Source organism: Streptomyces chartreusis NRRL 3882 (genome assembly GCF_900236475.1).
Classification (GTDB): domain Bacteria; phylum Actinomycetota; class Actinomycetes; order Streptomycetales; family Streptomycetaceae; genus Streptomyces; species Streptomyces chartreusis_D.
In genome coordinates this window covers 1,991,375-2,017,025 of record NZ_LT963352.1, presented here as the reverse complement: position 1 = coordinate 2,017,025, position 25,651 = coordinate 1,991,375, and the positions used below count along the sequence as shown (strand labels likewise).

The window sequence follows — 25,651 nt, the reverse complement described above, 5'->3', positions numbered from 1 at the left end:
ATCCATGGGAAGGACCTCCCGAGGCGGCTGCCGGGGCCGCCTAAACTGGTGCGGCTCGCAGGACGACGGAGGCGACGGAAGGGACGGCGACGGTGGCGGCAGCCGGCAGTGGCTTCGAGGACCCGCCCGCCGACGTGCTCGCCCAGGCGGCCGCGGCCTTCGGGCTGCTGGCCTCGCCCGCCCGGCTGCACATCGTCTGGGCGCTGGCCCAGGGCGAGAGCGACGTGACCGGGCTCGCCGAGCGGGTCGGCGGCGCGCTGCCCGCGGTCAGCCAGCACCTCACCAAGCTGAAGCTGGCCGGACTCGTCCGCTCCCGCCGCGAGGGCCGCCGGCAGGTGTACTACGTGGACGACCCCGACGTCGTCGACGTCGTACGGCTCATGGTGGGCCGCCTCACCGACCGCGCGGCGCCGCCGCGCCGCCGCCTCCATGGCCTCTGAGACCCCCGGGGGCACCACCCTGGAGGTGCTGCGGCGGCTGGAGTCGGGGCCCCGGGGACTGACCGAGACCGAGGCCACGGCCAGGCTGATCACCCAGGGCGAGAACACCCTGCCGGAACGGCGCACGCCGTCCTGGCCCCGCCGGTGCGCGCACGCCCTGCGCGACCCCTTCACCGCCGTCCTGCTCTGCCTCGGCCTGGTGTCCGCCGCCGTCGCCTCCTGGGGCACCGCGGTGGTCATCCTCGCCCTGGTCGCGGTCAGCTGCGTGCTGCGCGCGAGCGGGGAGCACCGGGCCGACCGTGCCATGACCGCCCTGCGCGAACTGGTCGCCGGCACGGCCACGGTGCTGCGGCGCGACACCGCCGGGGAGCCGCCCCGGCCCCGCGAGGTGCCGGTCACGGAACTCGTCCCCGGCGACGTCCTCCGCCTCGGCCCCGGCGACCTCGTCCCGGCAGACGTACGACTGCTGCGTGCCCGCGGGCTCACGGTGCATCAGGCCGCCCTCACCGGGGAGTCGGCGCCGGTGGACAAGCGGGCGGTGGAGGGGTCGGCCGGATCCGGCGCGGCCGACGACTCCCCGCTGTGCTTCCAGGGCAGTACCGTCGCCACGGGCAGCGCAACCGCCGTCGTGGTCGCGACCGGGGGCGACACCCGGTTCGCCGCCGCTCACCGGCAGCCGGCCGCGCGCCGGGACGGCGGGGCCTTCGACCGGTCCGTGCACGGCATCTCCTGGGTGCTGATCCGCTTCATGCTGCTGACGCCGCCCCTCGTGCTGATGGCGAACGCCGCACTGCGCGGCCGCGGCCTGGAGACCCTGCCCTTCGCCGTCGCGGTCGCCGTCGGGCTGACGCCCGAGATGCTGCCGGTGATCGTCACCACCTGCCTGGCCCGGGGCGCCGCCCTGCTCGCCCGTACCCACGGCGTCATCGTCAAACGGCTGCCCGCGCTGCACGACCTGGGCGCGGTCGACGTGCTCTGCGTCGACAAGACCGGCACCCTCACCCAGGACCGGCCGGTCGTCGAGCGGTCCCTCGGCCCGGTCGGCCGGGACGACCCGGAGGTGCTGCGCTGGGCCGCCGTCGGTGCCTGGTGGACCCTGCAGCTCGCGGAACTGCCCGCGCCCGACGCCCTCGACGCGGCCCTGCTGGAGGCGGCCGGGCCGGTGGGCGAGGAGCACGACGGGGTGGACGCCGTGCCGTTCGACCCGGTACGGCGCTTCTCGACGGCGGTGGTACGCGGCTCCCTCGGACGTCAGACCGTCGTCGTCACCGGCGCCGCCGAGGCCGTGGTGGAGCGCTGTACGACGGAGCCCGGCGAGCGCGACCGGCTGCTGGCGCTCGCCGCCCGGGAGGCGGACGCCGGGCTGCGGGTGCTGGCCGTCGCCACGGCCGACCGCCCTGCCGGTGCGCCCGGGCCCGGCACCCGGGGTCTGACCTTCCGGGGCCTGGTGACCTTCCGGGACGCCCTCGCCCCGACCGCCGCCGAGGCCCTGCGCGGCCTGGCCGACCGCGGCGTCACCGTGAAGGTCCTCACCGGCGACCACCCCGCCACCGCGGCCCGGGCCTGCCGGGAACTCGGCCTGGACCCGGGGCAGGTACGGACCGCCGCACAACTGGCAGACGCCGAGGCCGCCGGCGAGGCGACCGTCGTCGCCCGCTGCACCCCCGAGGACAAGGCCAGGGTGGTCGCCGCCCTGCGCGCCGCCGGGCACACCGTCGGGTTCCTCGGTGACGGGGTGAACGACGTGGCCGCGCTGCGTGCCGCCGACGTCGGCCTCGCGCCCCGCTCCGCCGTCGGTGTGGCACGGGAGAGCGCCGACCTCGTCCTCGCCGAGAAGGACCTCACGGCGATCGGCCACGCGATCACCGCCGGCCGGCACGCGAGCGGCAACATCGCCTCGTACCTGCGCGTCACGCTCTCCTCCAACCTGGGCAACGTCGTCGCGATGCTCGCCGCGGGCCTGCTCCTGCCCTTCCTGCCGATGCTCCCCGCCCAGGTGCTCGCCCAGAACCTGTGCTTCGACGCGGCCCAGCTCGCCTTCGCCCACGACCGTCCCGGCGCGGCGGCCCTGCGCGGTCCGGCCGTGCTGCGGCCCCGCTCCTTCCTCCGGTTCGTCACCGGCTTCGGCGTGCTCAACGCGGTCGCCGACCTCGCGACCTTCGCCGTGCTCGCGCTCGCGCTCGACGGCCCCGACGCCTTCGACGACGAAGCCGTGTTCCACTCCGCGTGGTTCACCGAGAACCTGCTCACCCAGGCCCTGGTGATGCTGCTCCTGCGCACCGGCCGGCGCGCCGAGGGGAGCCGTGCCCCAGGCCCGGTCGGCCTCGCGGCGGCCGGCCTCGCCGCCGTCGGCCTGCTGCTGCCGCCGAGTCCCCTCGGCGCGGCCCTCGGCATGACGGCCCTGCCCGCCGCGTACTACCTCCTGCCGGCCGTTGTCCTCTGCCTGTACGCCCTGGCCCTGACGGCGGCCCGGGTCCGGTACCGGCGGCGTCAGCCATAGGTGAGGTTCGAGCAAGGGTTGTCGTCCGCGGACCGGGCCCCGTCGGCGACCTCGGACGGTACGGCGGTCGGAGCCGGGGACGCGGACGCGGCCGCCGCCGGGCCGTCCGCGTACGACTGTCCCAGCACGACGCTGATTCCGCTGCCGGTCACGGGCTGGAGTTCCGCGCCGGGGAAGGCGGCCGCCACCGTCCGGGCCCGGTCCTCGAGGCCGGGGCCGTACTCGACCAGTGTCGTGGTGTGGTCCTGGGCGGACGCCGTCGCCGTGCCCGTGACGGTGAAGCCGTCCGCGGTGAGAGCGGCGGCGGCGCGGGCGGCCAGGCCGGGGACGGAGGTGCCGTTGTAGACGGCGACGTCGATGCCCTCACCGGAGACCGGCGTGGGGGAGGCGGACGCCTCAGATCCCGATGCTCCGGTCTTCTTTCCGCCGGCGTTCTTGCCGTCGATCGTACGGTCGGCCCTGAGTGCGGCCCACAGGGCGTCGGCGTCCGGCTGCACGATCGCGACCCGGGAACCCTCGTAGCGCCAGGGCAAGGTCACGAACTTGGTGTTGTGCAGGTCGATGTCCTTCAGGGACATCGCGAAGGACATCAGTTTGTCGGCGGAGCCGAGGCCGGGGTCGACGGTCAGCGACTTCGTGGCGGCCTCGGCCAGCGGCAGCAGCCGCGTCGGGGTGAGGCCCTTGCTCTTCACCTCCTTCAGCAGGCTCGCCACGAACGCCTGCTGGCGCTTGATCCGCCCGATGTCGGAACCGTCGCCGATGCCGTGCCGGATGCGGACGTAGTCCAGCGCCTTCTGGCCCGCGACGGTCTGCTCGCCCTTGTGGAAGAGCAGCTTGCCCGGGGCGGTGAGGTGCGGGTTGAGGTCGTTCTCGTAGACGTCCTGCGGCAGGCACACCTTGACGCCGCCCACCACGTCCGTCAGCCGGGCGACGCCCTTGAAGTCGACGACGACGGTGTGGTCGACGCGCAGCCCGGTGAGCTGTTCGACGGTGTTCTGCGTGCAGGCGGGGTTGCCCTTGGCGGTCTGGCCGACCGAGTACGCCGCGTTGAACATCGTGTCCGGCTGGGCCTTCGTCCAGCTGCCGTCGGGCAGCTTGCACGGCGGGATGGTGACCAGGGTGTCGCGGGGGATGGAGACGGCGATGGCGTGCCGGTGGTCGGCGTAGACGTGCAGCAGGAACGCGGTGTCGGAGCGGCCGACGTCGTCCTTGTCGCCGCCGCCCAGGGCCTCGTTGCCGCCGGTGCGGGTGTCGGAGCCGATGACCAGGACGTTCTCGCCCTTCGACGAGCCGGCCTCGGGGCGGTTGTCGGAGAGACCGCCCGAGTCGAAGGTGCTGATGTCGCCGTCCAGCTTCAGGTACAGCCAGCCGGCGCCGCCCGCGGCGAGCACGAGCAGGGCCAGGCAGACGACGAGGCCCACCCGTATGCCGCGGCCGCGGCCACGGCGGCGACCGCGCCGTCGCCTGTGCTCCCGCGCGGCGGCCCTGGCCCTGTGCCGCGGCGGCTCCGTCCTCCGGTTGCTGGTGACCGTCATCGGCGTCTGCTTGCCTCTCGCCCGGGGGTTGTACAGTTGCGCAATGTAGCAACTGTTGAAGAGAGGGAGGGCATGACGTGCTGCGCAACGGACTGGAGCCCTGGCATCTGCTGATCGTGGCGATCGTCGTGATCGTCCTGTTCGGCTCGAAGAAACTGCCCGACACGGCGCGTTCACTCGGCCGCTCGATGCGGATCCTCAAGAGCGAGGCGAGGGCGCTGAAGGAGGAGGGCGCGGCGGACCCGGCCGCCGGAGGTCCGGCCGGGCCCGCCGCGCAGCCCGTCAGCCCGTCAGGACCGGCAGCGACCGATGGCCGTGGGAGATGAACGAGTCCACCGGCCGCAGCTCGTCCGCCGGTACGGCGAGGGTGAGGCCGGGGAACCGTTCGAAGAGGGCCGGCAGGGCCACGCGCGCCTCCAGCCGGCCGAGCGGGGCGCCCAGGCAGTGGTGGACGCCGTAACCGAAGGCCAGATGATCCTTCACGGCGCGGGTGACGTCGAACGTGCCGGCGTCCGGACCGTGCTGCTCCGGGTCGCGTCCGGCGGCGGCGTACGCGGCGAGGATCGCCTCGCCCTTGCGGATCACACTGCCCTCCGGACCGCCCAGCTCGCCGAGGGGCAGGTCCTCGACGGCGTACCGCAGCGGCAGGCTGGCCACCGGTGCCTCGGCCCGCAGGGTCTCCTCGATCACATCGTCCCAGGAGGCGCGACCGCCGCGGACGTGCGCGAGCTGGTCGGGGTGCGTGAGCAGCGCGTGGACGGCGTTGTCGAGCAGGTTGACCGTCGTCTCGTGACCGGCGCTGATCATCAGCATCAGCGTGTCGAGCAGTTCCTGCTCGCTGAGCCGCGTGCCGCTCTCCTCCTCGCGGGCCGCGATCAGCGCGCTGGTCAGGTCGTCGCCGGGCGCCGCCCGTTTCACGGCGACGAGTTCACCGAGAACGGCGTAGAACCGGGCGTAGGTGTCGGCGACTTCGGCCGCGTCGGCCGAGGTGTGGAAGACGCCGTCCACCACGGCGCGCAGCTCGGGTCCCAACTCCTCGGGTAATCCGAGCAGTTCGCCGATGACCTGGATGGGCAGCGGATAGCAGAACTCCTCCCGCAGATCGACCGCGTGGCCGTCCGCCCCACCGCCCGCCCCGGCCTTGGCGACCCGGTCGAGCAGTGCCGCGGTGATCTCCTCGATCCGGGGCCGCAGCGCGGCGGTGCGGCGGGCGGTGAACGCCTTGGAGACGAGGGTGCGCAGCCGCTTGTGTTCGGTGCCGTAGGCCGTGAACATGTTCCGCACCGCGACCCAGGTGTACAGCGGCCAGTCCGGTGAGACCTCGCCGTCGAGCCAGCGGTGCCAGTGCCGGCGCGCGTCCTTCGACACCCGTGGGTCGGTGAGCAGCCGCTTCAGCAGCGGGGCGCTGCTGACCGCCCAGGCCGGGACGCCGTGCGGGAGTTCGACGGGGGTGACGGGTCCGCGCTCGCGGATCCGGGCGGCCTCGCCGTGGATGTCTCGGCCGGTCGGGTCGATCACTGTCGGGTGCGTGAACTCCATCGGACTCTCTCCCTGGGCTTGGCGGCGGTTCGCAGGGCACGCGGACCCGTCGTGTGCGGGTGCGTGCCGTGTCCAGCCAAGTCGTCGCGGCCGGGCGGCGCCAGGGGGTCCAGGATCACTGGCCTGTTTCAGGCGGTCTGGCCGGCCTCCCGCTCCACGGGCTGTGCCACCGCCTCGGCGGCCCGGGCCTGCTTCCTGCGCTGCCGCCGGCTGACGCGCGGCTCCTGGTCCGGCAGCCAGCCGAAGGTGAGGCAGCTGCCGACCACGCCCAGGAGCAGACCCACGAAGAAGCCGCCCAGGTTCGAGGTCAGCCAGGTCCCCAGGGAGACCAGCACCCCGATGACCGAGTAGAACAGGCGCTGGGAGGGGTTGAAGAGGATCAGCACGCCGCACAGCAGCATCACGGCCGGAAGCAGATAGCCGGCCAGGCCCTGCATGCCGACGTGCAGGATGACGTCCAGGGACGCCTTCAGGGTGAGCAGGACCTCCGCCCCGCCCAGGGCGAGCAGCAGCCCGCCCCAGAAGGGGCGGCCCGCCCGCCACTGGCGGAAGGCGGGCCGGATCTTCCCGCGTGGAGCGCCGGGCATCAGCAACCCGACCCGCTGAAGCCCAGTTTCAGTCCCGGCAGCTTGAACACACCGGCTGTCGTGGCGTAGTTGGTCTGCCGCAGGTTGGCGATGTGCACGGTGTCGGACTGCTGGCTGAACACGCCCTTCGGTCCGCGGCCCATCGGCCCGGCCTTGTCGAGCGTGCTGGCGTCGTTGCCGATCTCGATGTTGTTGAAGGCCGCGTCGCCCGAGAGCTCCGTGGAGTCGGTGGTCAGGTCGCTGGCCCGGACCTTCTCCGCACCGCCACCGGCCCTGATGACCAGGTTCGTGCCACCCAGGTCCACGCTCTGGCACAGCTTGGTGAGCGTCGCGTTCTTGATCACGGACGTGACGACCAGCACCTGACCGCCGGTGTCACCCGCGTTGGGGCTGCCCTCGGCCATCTCGTCCAGACCGCCGAACTGTGCGAAGCCGGTGCCGTTCAGCTCGGTGGCGGTGACCGTGAACGGCATGCCGGAGATGGCGAACTGCACGCCCAGCGCCCCCTCGGCGGTGAGGATCGCGAGGCCGGCGGCGACTGCGGCGGCCGGCACCGCCATCACGGCGGCCCGGCGTGCCCGGACCCGCCCGCGGCGCGCGGGGACGTCACCGGTGTCCGCGGCGGCGGGACCTTCCGGTCTTTCGGAGGTGTGCTCGGCGGAGGAGGTCATGTCTGCTCCAGGTGCATGTCGGTGCGGATCGGACTTCGGTGGCACGTTGCCCTGGCGCGGACACCGACCGCGTACGTACGTCCCCCCGCAACTCCCGGCGGTTGCAAGGGCTTTCTCGTTACGCCGCAGTAGCCGACTCGGAAGTTACCGGGGGTTACATGAAGGGTCAAGGGAAGTGTGAACAAAGAGTGTCGAATGTGCGCCGCATGTGAGTCACTGTCCTTCGGGAAGTCTCAGCGAACGCACAACTCCCCTTCCAAGCCTTGACGTTGACTGAGCGGCAGGTCTACAACTCTCCTCGTCTCACCGGATCCGTGGCGCCGGATCCGCCGCGCGGCAACCGTCCGCGTGTCCCGGAACCGCTCGTCCCGTACGGGCAGCTCGCCGCCCGGTGCGTCCGCACGGGCTTTCCACCGGCCGGGTCCGACCCTCCACGGCACCGGCACGGGCCCTTCCCCCGGAACGCCGTACCACCAGCCACCCCCCGCCCGGCCCGGCCGGCGGCCCGTCCCCGTGCGTGCCTCCGGCCGGCACCGGTCTGCCGTTGCCGGTCCGTCACGTACGGAGAAGGCGTAACGGGCCGGCAACGGCGGACGCCGAACCGCGTCCCCCGCACCTCACCCCGCTTCAGAGAAGAGGTACACCCGCATGCGTACGCGCACCCTCCTCACCCTCACCGCCGCCGTCGCCGCCCTGGGGCTCGCCGCCCCCGCCTCGGCGGCCGACACCCCCGTCCTGACCACCACCGACGGCGCGGCCGTCGCGGTCGGCGACGTCCTCGACGCGTCCCTGGCCGGCGGCACCGCCGCCACCTTCTACTCCAGCGCGACCGGCACCAGCGGCATCTCCTGCACCAAGTCGGCCTTCGCCGCCACCGTCACCGACAACCCGGCCGCTCCCGGCACCGCCACCGAGTCCCTGACCTCGCACACCTTCGACACCAGCGGCTGCACCGCCAACGTCGTCGGCGTGCTCGGCGTCAGCGGCATCACCGTCGACAACCTGCCCTACACCACCAGCGTGTCCTCGGACGGCACCGTCTCCGTGACCCCTGGCGCGGGCTCCGCCATCCAGTCCACCGTCAAGCTGCGCACCCTGCTCGGCACCATCAACTGCGTCTACCAGGCCCCCAGCCTGACCGGCAAGGCGAGCAACGCCGACAACAGCATCTCCTTCAGCAACCAGCAGTTCACGAAGACGTCCGGCTCGTCGCTGTGCTTCGCCAACGCCTTCTTCACCGCCAAGTACGCCCCGGTGACCAAGGGAGGCGTCGCCGTCAACGTCAACTGACGGCGGATCAGCGTCGGTTCAGCGCCGACGCAGCCGTGCCGCCAGGGCGGCGCCGCCGGTGAGCACCAGCACCGCCGCGGCGCCGCCCGCCAGCACGGGCGTGGACGGGCCGGTGGCGGGATCGGAGGCGGGATCGGAGGCGGGTCCAGAGGCGAGTTTCGAGGGGGAGGCCGGCGGGGCACTCTCCTTCTCCCCTCCCTGAGCCTCCTTCTTCTCCGGGAACACCACGTCCGAGCACGAGTAGTACGTGTCCGGCGTACTGCTGTTCTGCCAGACCGTGTACAGCACGTGCCGCCCGGTCCGGTCGGACGGCAGGGTCGCCTCGACGCGGTACGCGCCGTCCGTCAGGGCCGGGTCGGTCACCTCGGCGAACGGCTTCTCGGGCAGGTCGGACCAGGACAGCGGCCCGGTCGGGTCGTAGCCGGGTTTCGTCAGGTACATCCGGAACGTGCCGGTGTGCGGGATCGTCGAGACGTACCGCATGGTCAGCGTCCCGCCGGGCGTCATCCGGGTCGCCGGCCAGTCGGCGCGGGCGAGGTCGAGACCCCGGTAGCCGGGCAGGCCCCCGCTGCACAGCTTCCCGTCGGGGACGACCTGCCGGTCCCGGCCGCCCACGTCGGCCACGCGCAGGTTGTCCCACGCGGTGAAGGGCGCACCGTTCGCGGCGACGGCCGCGCGGCAGGCCGCCGAGCCCGCGCGGTCACCGCCCTCGGGGGAACAGGCCACCACCCGGCTCACCGGATCCGTCGGAGCGCCGTGCGCCCGCGCCGGCCCCGCCGCCCACAGCGGCAGCAGCAACGGGGTCACGAGGGCGGCCGCGAGTGCGGTGCGGTGTGCGGTCGTACGGGACATCCGTCTGCGTCTCCTCGGCCGGGCCGGAGCGGTCGGTAGTGCCATACGGACAACCGGCTCGGTGCGTTCACCGCGCCACGACCTGTTCGAAAAGGGGGTCATTCGCGCCCAACTGCCCGCCATAGAGGGTGGGTTTCCGGCCGGATCGAGGGTTTCCCCCGTATCCCGATGACCTGCCCTTTGCCTATCGTTCGACCACAGCTGACCCACAGGTAACCCCGAACGGGTCGCTCCCCACACGCCTGGCCGGCCACCGCGTCGCTCTTTCGAACCACCCCCCTCCGCTTCGGCGACGAAGCGCATCCACCGCCGCTCCGCCCAGCCCGGAGTCCGGCCACGAAAGGCAACGACCGTGCGTATCTCCCCAGAGTTCAGACGGAAGCTGATATCCGTCGCCGCCGTCTCCGCCGCCCTGCTGACCGCCGCCCCCGCCTCGGTCGCCGTCGCCCAGGAGACCGCCCCCGGGCCCGCCGTCCCGGCCGAGCGGACCGAGGCCGCCCCCGGCACCCCGGCCGAGCGGCTCATCGTCGGCTACAAGTCCGGCGCTTCCGAGGCCAAGTCCGACAAGGCCGCCGCCGCCGACGCCGCGGCCAAGGCGCAGAAGACCGGCGAGGACGTCGACTTCCAGCGCCGCCTCGGCACCGGCGCCGCCCTCGTCGACCTGGGCACGAACCCCGCCCGGGCGGCCGTCGCCGACGTCGTCGCCCAGTACCAGGCCGACCCGCAGGTCGCGTACGTCGTGCCGGACCGCCTGAACAAGCCGACGGCCACCCCGAACGACACCGACTACGGCAAGCAGTGGGACCTGTTCGAGTCCACCGCGGGCATGAACGTCCCGGCCGCGTGGGACACCACCACCGGCAGCGGCGTCACCGTCGCCGTCATCGACACCGGCTACGTCACCCACTCCGACCTGGCCGCGAACATCGTCGGCGGCTACGACTTCATCTCCGACACCGCCGTCTCCGTCGACGGCAACGGCCGTGACAGCAACCCGGCCGACCCGGGCGACTGGTACAACGACAACGAGTGCGGCCAGGGCATCCCGGCCTCCAGCTCCTCCTGGCACGGCACGCACGTGGCCGGCACCATCGCCGCCGCCACCAACAACGGCAAGGGCATCGCCGGCATCGCCCACGGCGCGAAGATCTCCCCGGTCCGCGTCCTCGGCAAGTGCGGCGGCTACGACTCCGACATCATCGACGCCATCACCTGGGCGTCCGGCGGCACCGTCTCCGGTGTCCCCGCCAACACCAACGTCGCCAAGGTCATCAACATGAGCCTCGGCGGGAGCGGCGCCTGCTCCAGCGCCACCCAGAGCGCCATCACCGGCGCCGTGAACCGCGGCACCACGGTCGTCGTCGCGGCCGGCAACGAGAACCAGAACGCCAGCAACTCCTCGCCGGCGAACTGCAACAACGTCATCACGGTCGCCGCGACCAACCGCGCGGGCAGCCGGGCCTCGTACTCCAACTACGGCTCGATCGTGGACATCTCCGCCCCCGGCGGCGAGACCCGGACCTCCACCGCCAACGGCATCCTGTCCACGCTGAACTCCGGCACGAAGACGCCGTCGAGCGAGAACTACGCCTACTACCAGGGCACCAGCATGGCCACCCCGCACGTCGCGGGGCTCGCCGCCCTGGTGAAGTCGGCGAACTCCGCCCTCACCCCGGCGCAGATCGAGTCGGCCATCAAGGCCAACGCCCGTCCGCTGCCCGGCACCTGCTCCGGCGGCTGCGGCGCCGGCCTCGCGGACGCCGCGAAGACGGTCCAGGCCGTCAAGGGCGGTTCGTCCAGCGGCACGACCTTCTCCAGCACCACCGCCGTCGCCATCCCGGACAACGGCGCGGCCATCGAGTCGCCGATCAGCGTCACCGGCCGCAGCGGAAACGCCCCCTCCGCCCTCCAGGTCGGCGTCGACATCACCCACACCTACCGCGGCGACCTCGTCATCGACCTGGTCGCACCGGACGGTTCGGCGTACCGTCTGAAGTCCGCCGCCTCCGACTCCGCCGACAACGTGAACACCACCTACACGGTGAACGCCTCCGGCGAGAGCGCCAACGGCACCTGGAAGCTGCGCGTCCAGGACACCGCGGCGCAGGACACCGGCACGCTCAACGGCTGGAAGCTGACGTTCTGATCCTTCTGAATCTCCCGGTCCTCCTTCGGCGAGGACGGTGAACGGGCAGCTCACGAGCGGGCGGGCCGGCCGGTGCGGATGGGGCACCGGGCCGGCCCGTCTTTACGTCCGGCCGCACAACCCCCACAGTTAGATACCGAACGCGCTGTTTTCTTTCACCGGTTGCGATTGTTTTGCCGGATGTGCACCCGCACTCCGGCACACTGGTGTGGTGAACGCCGTCTGAGGGTGAGTTATCGTGTACGGGGGGTAAAAACAAACGGCATGACCCGTTCATTTCTGTCCCGGGAGAGTTCAGTCGATGGCGAGGCAGTTGCGAGCCGAGCAGACCCGCTCGACGATCATCACGGCCGCCGCTGACCTGTTCGACCGTCGCGGCTACGAATCGACCAGTCTCAGCGACATCGTGGAGCACGCTCAGGTCACCAAGGGCGCCCTGTACTTCCATTTCGCGGCGAAGGAGGATCTCGCCCACGCGATCCTCGAACTCCAGTCGCACACCGCCCGCCGGCTGGCGGCGGAGACCGACCATCGCGGCCATACGTCCCTGGAGGCGCTGATGCGCCTCACGTTCGGCATCACCCGCATGTCGGTCGAGGACCCGGTGCTCAGGGCCGGACTGCGGCTCGCCACCGGTGGGATCCGGCCCCGCCCGCCGCTGAGCCATCCGTTCACGGAGTGGCTGGACATCGTCACGGCCCGGCTCGTCGGCGCGGTCAAGGAGTCGGACGTCCACCCGGACATCGATATCGACGTGGTGGCCCACTCCCTGGTCTGTTTCTTCGTCGGCACCCGGGTCGTGGGCCGCTCCCGCGAGCCCGTCGCACGCCAGCCCCGCCGCACGGCCGAGATGTGGAACATACTCATCCGCGGCCTGGTCCCGGTCACCCGCCGCGCCCGCTACCTGAGCCTGGCGGCCCGTCTGGAACGTGAACTGGCACCGGTCTGACGGGGCTTTCGGCGGGGGAGATCCGGACGGTCTCGGCCGGGGCGATGCGGCCCGAGCCCGCCGGGGCTGCGACGAGACCGGCCCGGGCTGCGGTGATCGGCCCGGGCGCCCGCCAGTTCGACAGGGGTGGGGCGCACGCGCGCTACGGTGAGCCGCATGCCCGACACCCCATCCGCACCCGTGCTCCTCGGCGACCAGCCGGGCTCCTTCCCCCACAGCGTGCTCGCCGAGCGGCACCCGGCCATCATCCGGCAGGTGCGCGAGGCCTTCCCGTACGAGCCCTGGCAGCACCGCGCGCTCGACGAACTGCTGGCGAACTGCACCAAGGGCGAGATCGAACCGCTCCCCGCCGACGCGCACGACCGCGACCTCTGGGAGACCTGGGGGCTGCGCGAGTACGCCGGCCGGTCCTGGTTCGACGTGCCGTGGCTCTGGTCCGAGAGCTGGTTCTACCGCCGGCTGCTCCAGGCCGTCGGCTACTTCGGCCCCGGCCCCTGGCAGGGCATCGACCCCTTCCGCCCCTTCAAACGGGACGAACTCGACTCCCACGAGACCGACGAGGAACTGGCCGCGCTCGACGACCTCGCCGGCCGGCCCGCCGGAGACGTGGCACAGGCCCTGCTGCACGGCTCCCTCTGGGGCAACCGCGCCGATCTCGGCTTCCGTCTCTCCGCCGAGGGCGCGCGTGCCGCCGACGCCGCCCCCGGGCTGGTGGCCGACGACAGCGACCGCCTGTGGGCCCTGCTCGGCGGCACCGGCACGGGCACCCTGTGCCTCGTCGCCGACAACGCGGGCCGCGAACTCGTCCCCGACCTGCTCCTCATCGCCCACCTCCTGGCCCACGGGCGGGTCGGACGGGCCGTCCTGCACGTCAAGCCCTACCCGTACTACGTCTCCGACGCCACCACCGCCGACGTCGTCGACGCGCTGCGCCGGCTGACCGGTGCCGGGGGAACGGCCGCCGAGTACGGACAACGCCTGTGGTCCGCCCTGGCCGACGGCCGCCTGACCCTCCGCGCCCACCCCTTCTCCTGCGCCCCGCTGCCGTACGAGGAGATGCCCGGCGACCTGCGCGCCGACTTCGCCTCGGCCACGCTCACCGTCGTCAAGGGCGACCTCAACTACCGCCGCCTGGTGGGCGACCGGCTCTGGGCCCCGACCACGCCGTTCCCGGACGTCACCGCGTACTTCCCCGGCGCCGTCGCCGCCCTGCGCACCCTGAAGTCCGACGTGATCACCGGCCTCGACGCCCGTACCGAGGCCGAACTCGTCGCGGCGGAGGACCAGCGCTGGCGCACCAGCGGCACGCACGCGCTGATCCAGGTGCGGACGCCCGGGTAGGTCAGATCACCCGCACGTCCTGCCACACCAGCCGGTGGTCCGACGTCGGAACCGTCCTGCCGTCCCCCACCAGCATGTACAGCGGGTCGCCGGACGTCGGCCAGAACACGCCGTTCGCGCGCCGCCCCCGCGAGCGAGGTGAGCGCGGCCCGGCGCGGCAGGGCTCGGGACTGCTTCATGGTGGACTCCGGTGAACGAGAGGGACGTGAACTTCCGGGGTGCGGGCGTAAGTCTGCGCGCGTAGAGGTGAACGCCACAAGGTCCGGCGAGAACTCCCGCATTCATTCCCGATTCACGCGATAGTGTGATCATGTCCGGCCCGGCGGATGCCGCAGCGAGGCGCCGGGTAGGGCCCGGCCATGACGCAGCCGTTCGAACTCCCGCACTTCTACATGCCGCACCCCGCGCGGCTGAACCCCCATGTCGACGAGGCTCGGGCCCATTCGTCCGAGTGGGCACGCGAGATGGGCATGCTGGAGGGATCCGGTGTCTGGGAGCAGGCCGACCTCGACGCGCACGACTACGGCCTGCTCTGCGCCTACACCCACCCCGACTGCGACGGACCCGCTCTCTCCCTGATCACCGACTGGTACGTGTGGGTCTTCTTCTTCGACGACCACTTCCTGGAGATGTACAAGCGCAGCCAGGACCGCGTCGCCGGCAAGGCCCACCTGGACCGGCTGCCCCTGTTCATGCCGCTGGACCTCTCGACTCCCGTACCGGAGCCGGAGAACCCGGTCGAGGCGGGCCTCGCCGACCTGTGGGCGCGGACGGTGCCCAGGATGTCGCAGGACTGGCGTCGCCGCTTCGCCGTGGCGACCGAGCACCTGCTGAACGAGTCCCTGTGGGAGCTGTCCAACATCAACGAAGGGCGGATCGCCAATCCCGTCGAGTACATCGAGATGCGCCGCAAGGTGGGCGGCGCCCCCTGGTCGGCGGGTCTCGTGGAGTACGCGACGGCCGAAGTGCCCGCGTCCGTCGCCGAGTCCAGGCCGCTCAGGGTACTGATGGAGACGTTCTCCGACGCCGTGCACCTGCGCAACGACCTGTTCTCCTACCAGCGGGAGGTCGAGGACGAGGGCGAGAACAGCAACGGCGTGCTCGTCCTGGAGACCTTCTTCGGCTGCACCACCCAGGAGGCCGCCGACACCGTCAACGACGTCCTCACCTCCCGGCTCCACCAGTTCGAGCACACGGCGTTCACCGAAGTCCCCGCGGTGGCCCTGGAGAAGGGACTCACCCCGGACGAGGTCGCGGCCGTGGCGGCGTACACCAAGGGCCTCCAGGACTGGCAGTCCGGCGGCCACGAGTGGCACCTGCGCTCCAGCCGCTACATGAACGAGAACGCGCGCGGCAGCAAGCCCTGGCCGGGCTGCAGCGGCATGGGCACCTCCGCCGCCGACGTCCGCGCCCTGCTCGCCACGGCCGGAGCGGAGCGGCTGCGCGCCTACACGCACGTGCCGTACCAGAAGGTCGGACCGTCGCAGATCCCCGACATCCGCATGCCGTTCCCGCTGGAGCTCAGCCCGCACCTGGACAACGCCCGCCGGAGCCTGCGCGACTGGGTGGACCGGATGGGCATCCTCGCCGAGGGCGTCTGGGACGAGGACAAGCTCCGGGCCTACGATCTCCCGCTCTGCTCGGCGGGCCTCGACCCGGACGCCACGCCCGAGGCCCTCGACCTCAGTGCGCAATGGCTCGCCTGGGGCACCTACGGCGACGACTACTACCCGCTGGTCTACGGCCACCGCCGCGACCTGGCCGCCGCCCGGCTGACCACGGCCCGTCTGTCCGACTGCATGCCGGTCGCCGGCGAGGCGCCGCTGGCCCCCGCCAACGCCATGGAGCGTGGCCTCGTCGACCTGTGGCTGCGCACCACCGCGGAGATGACGCCCGAGGCGCGGCGCACCCTGAAGGACGCGATCAACGTCATGACCGAGAGCTGGGTGTGGGAGCTGTCCAACCAGCTCCAGAACCGCGTGCCCGACCCGGTCGACTACCTGGAGATGCGCCGGGCGACCTTCGGGTCCGACCTCACCCTGAGCCTGTGCCGGATGGGCCACGGCCCGGCCATTCCGCCGGAGGTCTACCGCAGCGGCCCGGTCCGCTCCCTGGAGAACGCCGCGATGGACTTCGCGTGCCTCCTCAATGACGTCTTCTCCTACCAGAAGGAGATCGAGTACGAGGGTGAGATCCACAACGCGATCCTCGTCGTGCAGTCCTTCTTCGGCTGCGACTACCCGACCGGGCTCGGCATCGTGCACGACCTGATGAGCCAGCGCATGCGGCAGTTCGAGCATGTGGTCGAGCACGAACTGCCCATCCTGTACGAGGACTTCCGGCTCACGGACGAGGGCCGCGCCGCCATGCAGCAGTATGTTGCGGACCTCCGGAACTGGATGGCCGGCATCCTCAACTGGCACCGCGAGGTGGACCGCTACAAGGCCGACTGGCTGGCCTCGCGCGCCCACGGCTTCCTCCCGGACCGGCCACCCGCCGTGCCCGTGCCCGCTCTCGGCTGAGGCGACGCCGACCGCTCGGGCGGGCAGGGCATGATGCGGCCCTTCGTCGTCATGCCCGCGCAGGTGCTGACGTTTCGACCACGGCTCGCACCGCATCCGGCACGCCGGGTGCGGTGCGAGCCGTGCCGTCGTTCCGGCCCCTCCCGGCGGCATGCCCGCCCCGACCGGCGCCCGGTCAGTCTCACTCGTTCGTGGCTCATCGCGCGCCGGAGTGCCGGGTAGAGCACCAGCCGTGATCGTTCCGCATCCGACGGGGGCGGTCCGCACCATCCGGAGGCGAGCCATGGAACAGACCGCGCTGCGACCCAAGCCGATGCCGGGTCAGGAGCCCGACGCAGTGGCGCCGGCGACGGGGTCCGGCCCGTCGCGGCCCCGTCTGCACGCCGCCCGGCGCCGTGGGCGGCGGCTGCTCAACGTGCTGTTCGCCGGGTTCGTCGGTGCGGCCCTGGTCCTGTCCGGGATCGGCCTGGGGGCGATGGGCGCCACGGTGATCGGCCAGGGCGGAGGCATCGATCCGCGGGGGTGGCACAGGCCGTCGCTGACCGGGCCCCCGCCGTCCGCCGCTGTGTCCGCGCCCGCTGCCGTGACCCTCGGCGTGGAGGTCATGGACACCGGGAAGCCGGGGGCCCTGGTCGTCGGGCTCCACGTCCCCGGGCCGGCTCAGGAGGCGGGCCTGGTGCGCGGTGACGTGCTCCTCGTCTTCGGCACGACCCGCATCGACACCGCCGCCGACCTGGCCCGGGCCGTCGCCCGCGCCCGCCCCGGCGCCAAGGTGAAGCTGACGGTGCGGCACCGCAGCGGCGGCTACGAGCAGGTGACGGTCGTACCGTCCGTCGTCACGTGACCACCCGGAAGTGGCTCGTGAGCCGCCCCGTGTCGTCCAGGACGTGGAAGGCGATCCCGGGCGGCGCGTCCCGGTCGGCGATCTGCTCGCCCTCCCAGGGCAGCCGCAGCGTCCACGTCACACCGGGGCCGACGACGAGCGGCCGCCCCGCGAACGAGGTCGCGGCGGGCGTGTGCGCGTGGCCGGTGATCAGACCGGCGATCTCGGGCCGGCGGGCCAGCAGTCCGGCCAGTCGGCCGGACTCCCGCAACTGGTACGAGTCGGGCAGTGGGTGGTGCAGCGCCACCGGCGGGTGGTGGAAGGCGAGCAGGGCCGGAAGGCCGCCGTCGAGTTCGTCGAGGGTCGTCTCGATCCAGTCGTACGTCTCCTCGTCCAGCTCCCCGTCGTCGCTGCCGGGGACGCTGGAGTCGCACATCAGCACGGCACCGTCGTCGAAGACCTGCACGCTGTTGACGGGCTCCTCCGCCCCCGGCAGGCCCAGCAGCGCCTTGCGGTAGGGCGCGCGGCTGTCGTGGTTGCCCGGGCAGGCCAGTACCGGGAAGGGGGCGTCGCCGTCGCGCAGCCCCAGGATGCGTGCGGCCTCCTCGTACTCCGGCTCCGTGCCGTGGTCCGCGATGTCCCCGGTCACCAGCAGCGCGTCCACCTGCCCAGGCAGCTCCCGCAACCGCTCGCACACCCGCTCGGCGCGCTCCGTCGCCCGCTCGCTCCCGTCCAGATGCAGATCGCTGATGTGCGCGAGTACGAGCACGGTCGTACGCCCTCTCGATCGAACAATTAATGGATGCCGAGCATCTAAGCATTAGATCTAACGTCTGAGCAATCCTCTGCCGTTAGCGGCAATGCTCAGGTGAAGTGCAGCAGACGGCTCGCGCCGCCCCCTCCGGCCGGGCAGGATGCTGCCCGTAGCCCCTTCGTCCGTCCCCTGGGAGGCCCGGATGACCGGAAGCACGGCCGCGTCCTTCACCGCCGACGACTACAGGGCCCGCATGGAGCGCGCCGCGCGGACGGCCGCCGAGGCCGGTCTCGCGGGCCTGCTGGTCGCCCCGGGGCCGGACCTGGTGTGGCTCACCGGCTACACGCCCCCGGCGGTCACCGAACGGCTCACCCTGCTGGTCCTCGCCGCCGGACAGGACCCCGTCCTCGTCGTCCCCGCGCTGGAGGCCCCGGACGCGCAGCAGGCGGCCGGCGCGCCCGCCCTGGCCCTGCGCGACTGGACCGACGGCAAGGACCCCTACGCCGCCACCGCCGCCCTGATCGACGCCTCCGGCCGGTTCGGCATCAGCGACAACGCCTGGGCGCTGCACCTGCTGGCGCTGCAGCAGGCCCTGCCCGGCAGCTCGTACACGTCGCTCACCGAGGCCCTGCCGATGCTGCGCGCCGTCAAGGACGCGGCGGAGCTGGAACTCATGACGGCCGCGGGAGCAGCCGCCGACGCGACGTTCGAGGAGATCCGGAACGTCCCCTTCGCCGGCCGCCGGGAGTCGCAGGTGGCCGCCGACCTCGACCGGCTCCTGCGCCGGTACGGACACGAGCAGGTCGACTTCACCATCGTCGCCTCCGGTCCGAACGGAGCCAACCCCCACCACGAGGCAGGCGACCGCGTCATCGAACGCGGCGACATGGTCGTCCTCGACTTCGGCGGACTGAAGGACGGCTACGGCTCCGACACCTCCCGCACGGTCCACGTCGGCGAACCCACCGACGAGGAGCGCCGCGTGCACGACATCGTGCGCGAGGCCCAGGAGGCGGGGTTTAGCGCCGTGCGGCCGGGCGCCGCCTGCCAGGACGTCGACCGGGCCGCCCGCGCGGTCATCGCCGACGCCGGCTACGGCGAGTACTTCATCCACCGCACCGGACACGGCATCGGCGTCACCACCCACGAACCGCCGTACATGATCGAGGGCGAGGAGCGGCTCCTCGTGCCGGGCATGTGCTTCTCGGTGGAACCCGGCATCTACCTGCCCGGCCGGTTCGGCGTGCGCATTGAGGACATCGTGACGGTCACCGAGGACGGCGGGCGGCGGCTGAACACCACCTCCCGCGAGCTGGTCATAGTGGAGTGACGGCACCGATGTCCACCACACGCCTCCCGAACGGCAACGGCGCGACCATGACCCAGGCACCGACACCCACCGCGGACACCGTCCGCCGACTGGTCCGTTCCCTGCTGAAGGACGGCACGGACGGCGGCACGGAGGGCAGCGGCGGCAAGGGCGGCAAGGAACCCAGGCAGGGAAGGGGCCCCGCCGCCGGACCCGACGTCCGGCCCGTGACCGAGGGCGCCGACCCGGCCACCTGGTGGGTCGGCACCCGCCATGTGCTGCGCCTCGCCCCCGACCGCGAGGCCACCGTGCGACAACGCCGCGAACTGCGCCTGCGCGACCTCGTCCGCCCGCACGTCCCGGTGGCGGTGCCGGTCAGCGTGGCGCACGGCGAGTGGGCGGCCGGGCTGACCTACACGCTCGACACCAAGGTGCCGGGCGGCTCGGGCGAGGAGCACGACGTGTCCGCCGTCGGCGAGGCCGACCTCGCGGGACTGCTCTCGGGGCTGCGCGAGGTGCCGGTCCGGCAGGCCGAGACCCTCGGCGTGCCGCGTACCGCGCCGCGCTCCCTGGAGGCGCTGCGCCGGGCCGCCGTACGCGCCGCCGAACGCCTCGCCGACGCCGACGAGTTCGACGCCGCCCGTCTGAACCAGCTCACGGCGCCCGCCGCGGCCCAGCTCGCCGCGCAGTCCGGCTCCGCGGTCCTCACCCACCACGCGCTCACCGGCGGCCATCTCGTGGTCAGCGCCGACGGGCGGGTGCGCGGGGCCCTCGGCTGGGCCGACGCGGTCGTCGGCGACCCGGCCGAGGACATCGCGGGCCTCGCGCTCGCCGTCGGCTCACCCGCCGCCGTACGCGCCGCCACCCTCGCCGGCTACGGCGCCCGCCCCTGCCTGCGCGGCCTGTGGCTGGCCCGCTGCGACACAGTCGTCGACCTCGCCGGGGCCCTCACGAGCCGGGACACGGGCCGGCTCACCCTGCTGCGCACGCAGCTGCGCCGGGCCTGGGAGCCGATCCTGCTGGAACGCGTGACGGACCTGCGGGACACGGACGACGCCCTCTAGCGGGCCTCACTCCTGCAACAGCACCACGCCCGACTCCCCGGGCACGTGCAGCACCCCGTCCGCCCCGGGGTCCTCCACCGGCTCCCACGCGGCCAGCACGCGCGCGTGCGGGACGCCGAGCGACAGCGCGGCCGGTTCCGGCGCCAGGTTCACCGCCACGAGGACGTCCCCGCGCCGGAAGGCGATCCAGCGGCGCTCCTCGTCGAAGGCGACCTTGGTGTCGGCGAGGTCGGGATCGGTCAGGTCCGGCTGCTCGTGGCGCAGGGCGAGGAGCTGCCGGTACCAGGCCAGCACGCGCGCGTGGGGCTGGCGTTCCGGCTCGGACCAGTCGAGGCAGGAGCGGTCCCGGGTCGCCGGGTCCTGCGGGTCGGGCACGTCCTCCTCCTTCCAGCCGTGCGCGGCGAACTCCCGTCGCCTGCCCCGCCGTACGGCGTCCGCCAGCTCCGGGTCGGTGTGGTCGGTGAAGAACTGCCAGGGTGTGCCCGCCGCCCACTCCTCGCCCATGAAGAGCATCGGCGTGAAGGGGGCCGTCAGGGTGAGCGTGGCCGCGCAGGCCAGCAGCCCGGGGGGCACCAGGGCCGAAAGGCGGTCCCCCTGGGCGCGGTTGCCCACCTGGTCGTGGGTCTGGCTGTAGCCGAGGAGCCGGTGCCCGGCCACCCGCGTACGGTCCAGGGGTCGCCCGTGGTGCCGCTCCCGGAAACTGGAGTACGTCCCGTCGTGGAAGTAGCCGCCGGTGAGGGTCTTGGCGAGCCCGGCGAGGGGAGCGCGTGCGAAGTCGGCGTAGTAGCCCTGCGACTCGCCGGTCAGCGTGGTGTGCAGGGCGTGGTGGAAGTCGTCGTTCCACTGCGCGTGCAGCCCGAGACCGCCCTCGTCCCGGGAGGTGATGAGCCGCGGGTCGTTGAGATCCGACTCGGCGACCAGGAACAGCGGCCGGTCCACCTCGGCGGCCAGGGCGTCCACGGCCGTCGACAGCTCCTCCAGGAAGTGGAACGCGCGCGTGTCCACCAGCGCGTGCACCGCGTCCAGGCGCAGCCCGTCGATCCGGTAGTCACGCAGCCAGGCCAGCGCGCTGCCGACGAGGAACGCGCGCACCTCGTCCGAGCCGGGCGCGTCCAGATTGACCGCGGCGCCCCAGGGCGTGTGATGCCGGTCCGTGAGGTACGGCCCGAAGACGGGCAGGTAGTTGCCGGACGGGCCGAAGTGGTTGTGCACCACGTCGAGGACCACGCCCAGGCCGAGTTCATGGGCCTGGTCGACGAAGCGTTTCAGCGCCTCGGGCCCGCCGTACGGCTCGTGCACGGCCCACAGCGAGACGCCCTCGTACCCCCAGCCGTGCGTGCCGGGGAAGGGGCACAGCGGCATCAGCTGCACGTGGGTCACGCCCAGTTCGGCGAGATGACCGAGCCGCTCGGCGGCCGCGTCCAGGGTGCCCTCGCGCGTGTAGGTCCCGACGTGCAGCTCGTACAGCACCGCGCCGGGCAGTGGCCGCCCCCGCCACTGCGCGCGCCACTCGTACCGCTCGTGGTCGACGACCGCGCTCAGCCCGTCCGGGCCGTCCGGCTGCCGGCGGGAGCGCGGATCGGGTCGTACGGGACCGTCGTCCAGCGCGAAGCCGTACCGGGACCCGTCGCGCGCGTCCGCCTCGCCCCGCCACCATCCCGCCCGTTCCGGATCGCGCTCCAACGCGCGCGTGACGCCGTCGCACCGGAGCGTCACACGGCCTGCCTGCGGTGCCCACACCTCGAACTGCACGGACGGTTCCCCTTCGTCTGCTCACCGTGATGTAGCCCGTCCATGGTGCGTCAAACGCGATCAATCCGCTGGTGCATCCACCCATTTGCGGCGGGTGTCGCCCCGGTACGCGCGCGTGGCGGGCGTTTTCCCGTTTTCTGGACAGCCCGGCCGCACTGCCCGACAATCACGAGCGTGACGTCGTCCTTCGAGTTCAACACGTACCCCGCGCGGCTCTCCGACGTGGAGCGCGACAGGGCGCTGAAGGTGCTCCGTGACGGCGTCGCCATGGGCCGCCTGTCCCACGACACGTTCATCCGCCGCATGGAACTGGCGCTCGCCGCCCGCCGCCCGGACGAGCTCGCCGTGCTCACCGCCGACCTGCCCACGGAGAGCCGGTTCTCCCGCCTGGTGTTCGGCACCGTCGAGGCGGTCTCCGGGTTCACCGTACGGCTGCGCAGAGCCTGGCAGGCCGAGCGCCTGCCCAAGCTGCTGCTGCCGCACCCGTCGCACAGCCATCCGCTGCGCATAGGCCGCGACCCCGCCAGCGGACTGCGCCTCAACCACGAGACGGTCTCCCGCGTCCACGCCGAACTCCGCCACCAGGGCGGCATGTGGGTCCTGCGCGACCTCGGCTCCACCAACGGCACGACGGTGAACGGGCGGCGCGTCGTCGGCGCGGCCGTCGTCCGCGAGGGCGACCAGGTCGGGTTCGGGCGCATGACGTTCCGGCTGTCGGCAGGCTGACCGGGAGCGGCTCCACGGTCGCCTGGCCGGAAACCGAGCGATGCCTTAGCTCTGGCCTTGGATTTACCAGGTGTCGCTCCCTGGGGAGTGGCTCAAAACCCATCGCGCCCCACGGTGTTGACGTACCCCTGAAGTCGTGACTGACTGTGCGTACGCCATGTACAGCTGGTGAAGCGACGGCACCGCATCGGGGAGGTGTGCCCTGCCGCCCCTCCTGCGTTACCCGACCGTCGACGAACTGGGCGCCCGGGCCGCCGCACTCGTCGCACGCCACCCGCGAGACGCCCGGCTGCGCCGGATCGGCACGTCCCGCGCGGGCACACCCCTGTGGCTGCTCTCCGTCGGCCACGGCAGCCGTCAGGCCCTCGTCGTCGCCGGCCCCCACGCCAACGAACCCGTGGGCGGCGCCACCGTGCTGCGCCTGGCCGAGCGGGCGCTGGCCGACCCGCGGCTCACCGAGGGTGCCGACGCCACCTGGAACCTGCTGCTGTGCCTCGACCCGGACGGGCTGCGTCGCAACGAGGGCTGGCTGACCGGCCCGTACGCACTCGGCCAGTACTTCCGGAACTTCTTCCGGCCCGGCTTCCTGGAACAGCCCGAGTGGCTGCCCGACGGCGCGGCCGGCGCCGCCCTGCCGGAGACCCGCGCCCTGCTCGAGGTCCAGGACGAACTGCGGCCGTTCCTCCAGTGCTCGCTGCACGGCGTCGATGTCGGCGGCGGCTTCGTCGAGCTCACCGACGACCTGCCCGGCCTCGCCCAGCGCCTCGCCCACATCGCCGCCCGGCTCGGCATCCCCCGCGAACTCGGCGCGTACGACGCCCTGTACTGGCCCGGCCTCGGGCCCGCCGTCTACCGGATCCCGCCGCCGCGCCGGGCCGGCCTGGCCGCGGCCATCACGGAGGCCGCCGTCGAGTCGACCTGGTTCCACCCGCACCCGCACGGCACGATCACCGCGGTCGTCGAGGCGCCCATGTGGGGCGTGGCGGCCGTGACGGACGGCTCCCCGCCCGCCGACCGGGAGGCGGTGCTGCGGGCCGTGAGCCACACCCTGCGCCACGACACGGGGCTCCTGCGGCACCTCCTGGCCCGCGTCCGGCCGTACCTCGCCGCCGTGCCCGACGCGGCGCGCCTGCTCGCCCCGGTCGACGACTACGTACTGGTCTGCCCCGGCCTCGCCGACGCCTGGGACCCCGACACCGGCGACGGCGCGGCCCATCCCCTGCCGCCCCTGAGCACCGCCCACCTCGCCGCCCTGCGCATCTCCGGGCGGCGGCTGGCCCTGCGCACAGCCGGGCTCCTGCACCAGCTCGTGCGGGCCGCCGGAGACGACCCGGCCGGGGCACTGCCGGAGCTGGACCGGCTGATCGACGCGTGGTGCGCCGACTACCGCGACGGCTGCGGGGCGCGCTGGATCCCGGTGGCGCGCCAGGCGGAGTACCAGGCGCGCGTGGTGCTCGCCGCTTTCGACCTGGCCGTGCGGGACACGCCCGCGCGCTCCCGCCCGGGCGAGCCGGGGTGGGAGTCGGGGGCGGCGCTGCCGATGCAGCGGGAGTGACGCCCGGGGCGGTGCGGCACCGGGGTCCGTGACGCCGCAGGTGTCTACGACGCGCCCTCGCGCGCGTGCAGCGCCGCGGCGACCACCGTGCGGGACTGGTGCTCGACCTGGTGCTCCAACGGCACCCAGCGGGCGCGGAAGCGTTCCGCGAAGGCGTCGCTCCAGGTCGCCACGAGTCCCTCCAACTGCTCGGCCGCCCGGTCGTCGGTCCCGCGCAGCACCCGCCGCAGCATGGCCGCCGCCCGCAGCGGCACCCGGCGCGCGAACGCGTCCACGCTGCCCACGTACGCCCTGGTGCGGTCGGCGGGCGGGGTGTGCACCAGGTCGTCGGCCAGCCCCGGCACCAGCTCCAGCCCCCACCGCGCGGCCCGCAGCAACGGCCCGTCCAGGTCTTCGAGCCGGGGCAGCGCGCCGTCGAGCACCCGCGTCACCTCCAGGGCGTCCCGTCGCAGCCGGCGCGCGAGCCGCCCGATCGCCGCCGCGGGGGCCGGATGCGGAGCCGGGTCGTCCACCAGGTCGCTCGCCCACATCGGCACCTCGACGACCGCGGTCAGACCGCCGTACCGGTGGGCGTGGTACCAGGTGCTGTGCCGCGCGTCGTCCGGCAGGCTGGGGTACGCGGGCCCCGCCCCCGGCGCGGGCATGACGTGCACCCCCGGCCCGGACGCGGGCCAGCCCGCGGCGTCCGAGGCGCCGGTCTCCACCGGGATGTGCAGCTCCGCCGCGGACTTGGCGAACGGCTCGGCCAGCCCGGGCACGTCCTTCGTCAACTGCACCCAGCTGCCGCCCAGGTCCGTGCCGTGCAGGGTCACCTGGAGGTAGGGGCGCAGCTCGTCGATGACGCCGGTCAGGGCCCGCGTCTCGGGCGGCAGCCGGTCGGGCGGCAGCACGGACGGCGCCCACTCCGGCTGTTCCGGGCCCGCCGGGCGGAAGAAGCCGAGGTGGTAGTCGAACAGGCTGCGCGGCGCCGGCGTCACGTGCAGGCTGGCCCCGTCGGGGTCCGCGCACAGCAGGAAGTGCCAGGAGATGCCGTCGCGCAACTCCCGCTGTTCCAGCACCCGTCGGGCGAGCGCGAGCAGGGTGCAGGAGCCGGTCGGCTCGTTGGCGTGGGCCCCGGCGACCACCAGCACGGCGCGACGGGCGCGGCCCACCGACAGCAGGTGCAAAGGCCTGCCCGCGCGCGAGGCACCCACCTGCCGCAGGGTGCACACCCCGGGCCGGTGAGAGGTCAACGCCCGGGCGGCTGAGACCTGTTCGGCCACCGTCGGGTAGCGCAGCTCCGGCAGGACACTCACC

The 25,651-nt window shown here is 73.1% G+C and carries 21 protein-coding genes; 13 read left to right on the top strand and 8 right to left on the bottom strand.

Features of this window, described 5'->3' with window-relative positions; all coding sequences use genetic code 11:
• Positions 1-92 precede the first annotated feature (92 nt).
• Entirely contained in the window at positions 93-440 is a 348-nt protein-coding gene (locus SCNRRL3882_RS08995; RefSeq protein ID WP_010034188.1) for an ArsR/SmtB family transcription factor, read from the top strand.
• The gene (gene mgtA, locus SCNRRL3882_RS08990) at positions 430-2,940 is read left to right on the top strand and encodes a magnesium-translocating P-type ATPase (protein ID WP_010034190.1); all 2,511 of its coding nucleotides are present in this window, start codon (positions 430-432) and stop codon (positions 2,938-2,940) included. The genes SCNRRL3882_RS08995 and mgtA overlap by 11 nt, the downstream gene beginning before the upstream one ends.
• Here mgtA and SCNRRL3882_RS08985 read toward each other — a convergent pair.
• A complete protein-coding gene (locus tag SCNRRL3882_RS08985; RefSeq protein ID WP_029180765.1) occupies positions 2,931-4,475 on the bottom strand; it encodes an LCP family protein in 1,545 nt (514 codons plus the stop codon). The two genes, mgtA and SCNRRL3882_RS08985, sit on opposite strands and share 10 nt — an antisense overlap.
• A 77-nt stretch (positions 4,476-4,552) precedes the next feature.
• Here SCNRRL3882_RS08985 and tatA point away from each other — a divergent pair, with 77 nt between their 5' ends.
• Positions 4,553-4,801 (top strand): Sec-independent protein translocase subunit TatA, encoded by a 249-nt coding sequence (gene tatA / locus SCNRRL3882_RS08980; RefSeq protein WP_010034194.1) that lies wholly within the window; start codon positions 4,553-4,555, stop codon positions 4,799-4,801.
• Here the strand turns inward: tatA and SCNRRL3882_RS08975 are convergent.
• From SCNRRL3882_RS08975 to SCNRRL3882_RS08965, 3 genes are all read right to left on the bottom strand, one after another.
• Entirely contained in the window at positions 4,758-6,014 is a 1,257-nt protein-coding gene (locus SCNRRL3882_RS08975; protein ID WP_010034196.1) for a cytochrome P450 family protein, read from the bottom strand. The two genes, tatA and SCNRRL3882_RS08975, sit on opposite strands and share 44 nt — an antisense overlap.
• Positions 6,015-6,142: 128 nt before the next feature.
• Entirely contained in the window at positions 6,143-6,601 is a 459-nt protein-coding gene (locus SCNRRL3882_RS08970; RefSeq protein WP_010034198.1) for a DUF6114 domain-containing protein, read from the bottom strand.
• Positions 6,601-7,272, bottom strand: coding sequence for a DUF6230 family protein (locus tag SCNRRL3882_RS08965; RefSeq protein ID WP_010034201.1), 672 nt, complete (start codon positions 7,270-7,272; stop codon positions 6,601-6,603). The genes SCNRRL3882_RS08970 and SCNRRL3882_RS08965 overlap by 1 nt, the downstream gene beginning before the upstream one ends.
• 648 nt (positions 7,273-7,920) lie before the next feature.
• Between SCNRRL3882_RS08965 and SCNRRL3882_RS08960 the strand changes: the two genes are divergently transcribed.
• Positions 7,921-8,562, top strand: a complete 642-nt coding sequence (locus tag SCNRRL3882_RS08960; RefSeq protein ID WP_010034204.1) for a hypothetical protein — start codon at positions 7,921-7,923, stop codon at positions 8,560-8,562.
• A gap of 18 nt (positions 8,563-8,580) precedes the next feature.
• On the opposite strand, the gene SCNRRL3882_RS08955 is transcribed toward SCNRRL3882_RS08960, so the two are convergent.
• Positions 8,581-9,414, bottom strand: coding sequence for a lytic polysaccharide monooxygenase auxiliary activity family 9 protein (locus SCNRRL3882_RS08955; RefSeq protein WP_010034207.1), 834 nt, complete (start codon positions 9,412-9,414; stop codon positions 8,581-8,583).
• Between the two features lie 352 nt (positions 9,415-9,766).
• Between SCNRRL3882_RS08955 and SCNRRL3882_RS08950 the strand changes: the two genes are divergently transcribed.
• From SCNRRL3882_RS08950 to SCNRRL3882_RS08930, 5 genes are all read left to right on the top strand, one after another.
• Positions 9,767-11,560 (top strand): S8 family peptidase, encoded by a 1,794-nt coding sequence (locus tag SCNRRL3882_RS08950; protein WP_010034212.1) that lies wholly within the window; start codon positions 9,767-9,769, stop codon positions 11,558-11,560.
• A 301-nt stretch (positions 11,561-11,861) separates the two neighbouring features.
• The gene (locus tag SCNRRL3882_RS08945) at positions 11,862-12,509 is read left to right on the top strand and encodes a ScbR family autoregulator-binding transcription factor (RefSeq protein ID WP_020273182.1); all 648 of its coding nucleotides are present in this window, start codon (positions 11,862-11,864) and stop codon (positions 12,507-12,509) included.
• 156 nt (positions 12,510-12,665) lie between these two features.
• Entirely contained in the window at positions 12,666-13,850 is a 1,185-nt protein-coding gene (locus tag SCNRRL3882_RS08940) for a damage-control phosphatase ARMT1 family protein (RefSeq protein ID WP_010034217.1), read from the top strand.
• Positions 13,851-14,209: 359 nt separating this feature from the next.
• The gene (gene cyc2, locus SCNRRL3882_RS08935) at positions 14,210-16,372 is read left to right on the top strand and encodes a germacradienol/geosmin synthase Cyc2 (RefSeq protein WP_010034221.1); all 2,163 of its coding nucleotides are present in this window, start codon (positions 14,210-14,212) and stop codon (positions 16,370-16,372) included.
• A gap of 283 nt (positions 16,373-16,655) precedes the next feature.
• Positions 16,656-17,216, top strand: a complete 561-nt coding sequence (locus SCNRRL3882_RS08930) for a PDZ domain-containing protein (protein ID WP_010034224.1) — start codon at positions 16,656-16,658, stop codon at positions 17,214-17,216.
• On the opposite strand, the gene SCNRRL3882_RS08925 is transcribed toward SCNRRL3882_RS08930, so the two are convergent.
• Positions 17,209-17,964, bottom strand: a complete 756-nt coding sequence (locus SCNRRL3882_RS08925; protein WP_010034227.1) for a phosphodiesterase — start codon at positions 17,962-17,964, stop codon at positions 17,209-17,211. The two genes, SCNRRL3882_RS08930 and SCNRRL3882_RS08925, sit on opposite strands and share 8 nt — an antisense overlap.
• A 187-nt stretch (positions 17,965-18,151) precedes the next feature.
• On the opposite strand from SCNRRL3882_RS08925, the gene SCNRRL3882_RS08920 reads away from it, so the two are divergent.
• Entirely contained in the window at positions 18,152-19,279 is a 1,128-nt protein-coding gene (locus SCNRRL3882_RS08920) for an aminopeptidase P family protein (protein WP_010034229.1), read from the top strand.
• 47 nt (positions 19,280-19,326) lie between these two features.
• Positions 19,327-20,322, top strand: coding sequence for an aminoglycoside phosphotransferase family protein (locus SCNRRL3882_RS08915; protein ID WP_029180766.1), 996 nt, complete (start codon positions 19,327-19,329; stop codon positions 20,320-20,322).
• A gap of 6 nt (positions 20,323-20,328) precedes the next feature.
• On the opposite strand, the gene treZ is transcribed toward SCNRRL3882_RS08915, so the two are convergent.
• Positions 20,329-22,074, bottom strand: a complete 1,746-nt coding sequence (gene treZ, locus SCNRRL3882_RS08910) for a malto-oligosyltrehalose trehalohydrolase (protein ID WP_010034231.1) — start codon at positions 22,072-22,074, stop codon at positions 20,329-20,331.
• 174 nt (positions 22,075-22,248) lie between these two features.
• On the opposite strand from treZ, the gene SCNRRL3882_RS08905 reads away from it, so the two are divergent.
• Together SCNRRL3882_RS08905 and SCNRRL3882_RS08900 are read left to right on the top strand one after the other, a co-directional pair.
• Entirely contained in the window at positions 22,249-22,800 is a 552-nt protein-coding gene (locus tag SCNRRL3882_RS08905; RefSeq protein WP_010034232.1) for a DUF1707 and FHA domain-containing protein, read from the top strand.
• 202 nt (positions 22,801-23,002) lie between these two features.
• A complete protein-coding gene (locus SCNRRL3882_RS08900) occupies positions 23,003-24,355 on the top strand; it encodes a M14 family zinc carboxypeptidase (protein WP_029180767.1) in 1,353 nt (450 codons plus the stop codon).
• A gap of 44 nt (positions 24,356-24,399) precedes the next feature.
• On the opposite strand, the gene SCNRRL3882_RS08895 is transcribed toward SCNRRL3882_RS08900, so the two are convergent.
• The gene (locus SCNRRL3882_RS08895; protein ID WP_010034235.1) at positions 24,400-25,650 is read right to left on the bottom strand and encodes a M14 family zinc carboxypeptidase; all 1,251 of its coding nucleotides are present in this window, start codon (positions 25,648-25,650) and stop codon (positions 24,400-24,402) included.
• Position 25,651: the final 1 nt, after the last annotated feature.

Bases quoted from the DNA above. Each gene is read 5' to 3' on its own strand.
- SCNRRL3882_RS08955 (WP_010034207.1), bottom strand. From the start codon at position 9,414: ATGTCCCGTACGACCGCACACCGCACCGCACTCGCGGCCGCCCTCGTG.
- SCNRRL3882_RS08970 (WP_010034198.1), bottom strand. From the start codon at position 6,601: ATGCCCGGCGCTCCACGCGGGAAGATCCGGCCCGCCTTCCGCCAGTGG.
- SCNRRL3882_RS08965 (WP_010034201.1), bottom strand. From the start codon at position 7,272: ATGACCTCCTCCGCCGAGCACACCTCCGAAAGACCGGAAGGTCCCGCC.
- SCNRRL3882_RS08960 (WP_010034204.1), top strand. From the start codon at position 7,921: ATGCGTACGCGCACCCTCCTCACCCTCACCGCCGCCGTCGCCGCCCTG.
- SCNRRL3882_RS08920 (WP_010034229.1), top strand. From the start codon at position 18,152: ATGACCGGAAGCACGGCCGCGTCCTTCACCGCCGACGACTACAGGGCC.
- mgtA (WP_010034190.1), top strand. From the start codon at position 430: ATGGCCTCTGAGACCCCCGGGGGCACCACCCTGGAGGTGCTGCGGCGG.
- SCNRRL3882_RS08945 (WP_020273182.1), top strand. From the start codon at position 11,862: ATGGCGAGGCAGTTGCGAGCCGAGCAGACCCGCTCGACGATCATCACG.
- SCNRRL3882_RS08985 (WP_029180765.1), bottom strand. From the start codon at position 4,475: ATGACGGTCACCAGCAACCGGAGGACGGAGCCGCCGCGGCACAGGGCC.
- SCNRRL3882_RS08915 (WP_029180766.1), top strand. From the start codon at position 19,327: ATGACCCAGGCACCGACACCCACCGCGGACACCGTCCGCCGACTGGTC.
- cyc2 (WP_010034221.1), top strand. From the start codon at position 14,210: ATGACGCAGCCGTTCGAACTCCCGCACTTCTACATGCCGCACCCCGCG.
- SCNRRL3882_RS08940 (WP_010034217.1), top strand. From the start codon at position 12,666: ATGCCCGACACCCCATCCGCACCCGTGCTCCTCGGCGACCAGCCGGGC.
- SCNRRL3882_RS08975 (WP_010034196.1), bottom strand. From the start codon at position 6,014: ATGGAGTTCACGCACCCGACAGTGATCGACCCGACCGGCCGAGACATC.
- SCNRRL3882_RS08930 (WP_010034224.1), top strand. From the start codon at position 16,656: ATGGAACAGACCGCGCTGCGACCCAAGCCGATGCCGGGTCAGGAGCCC.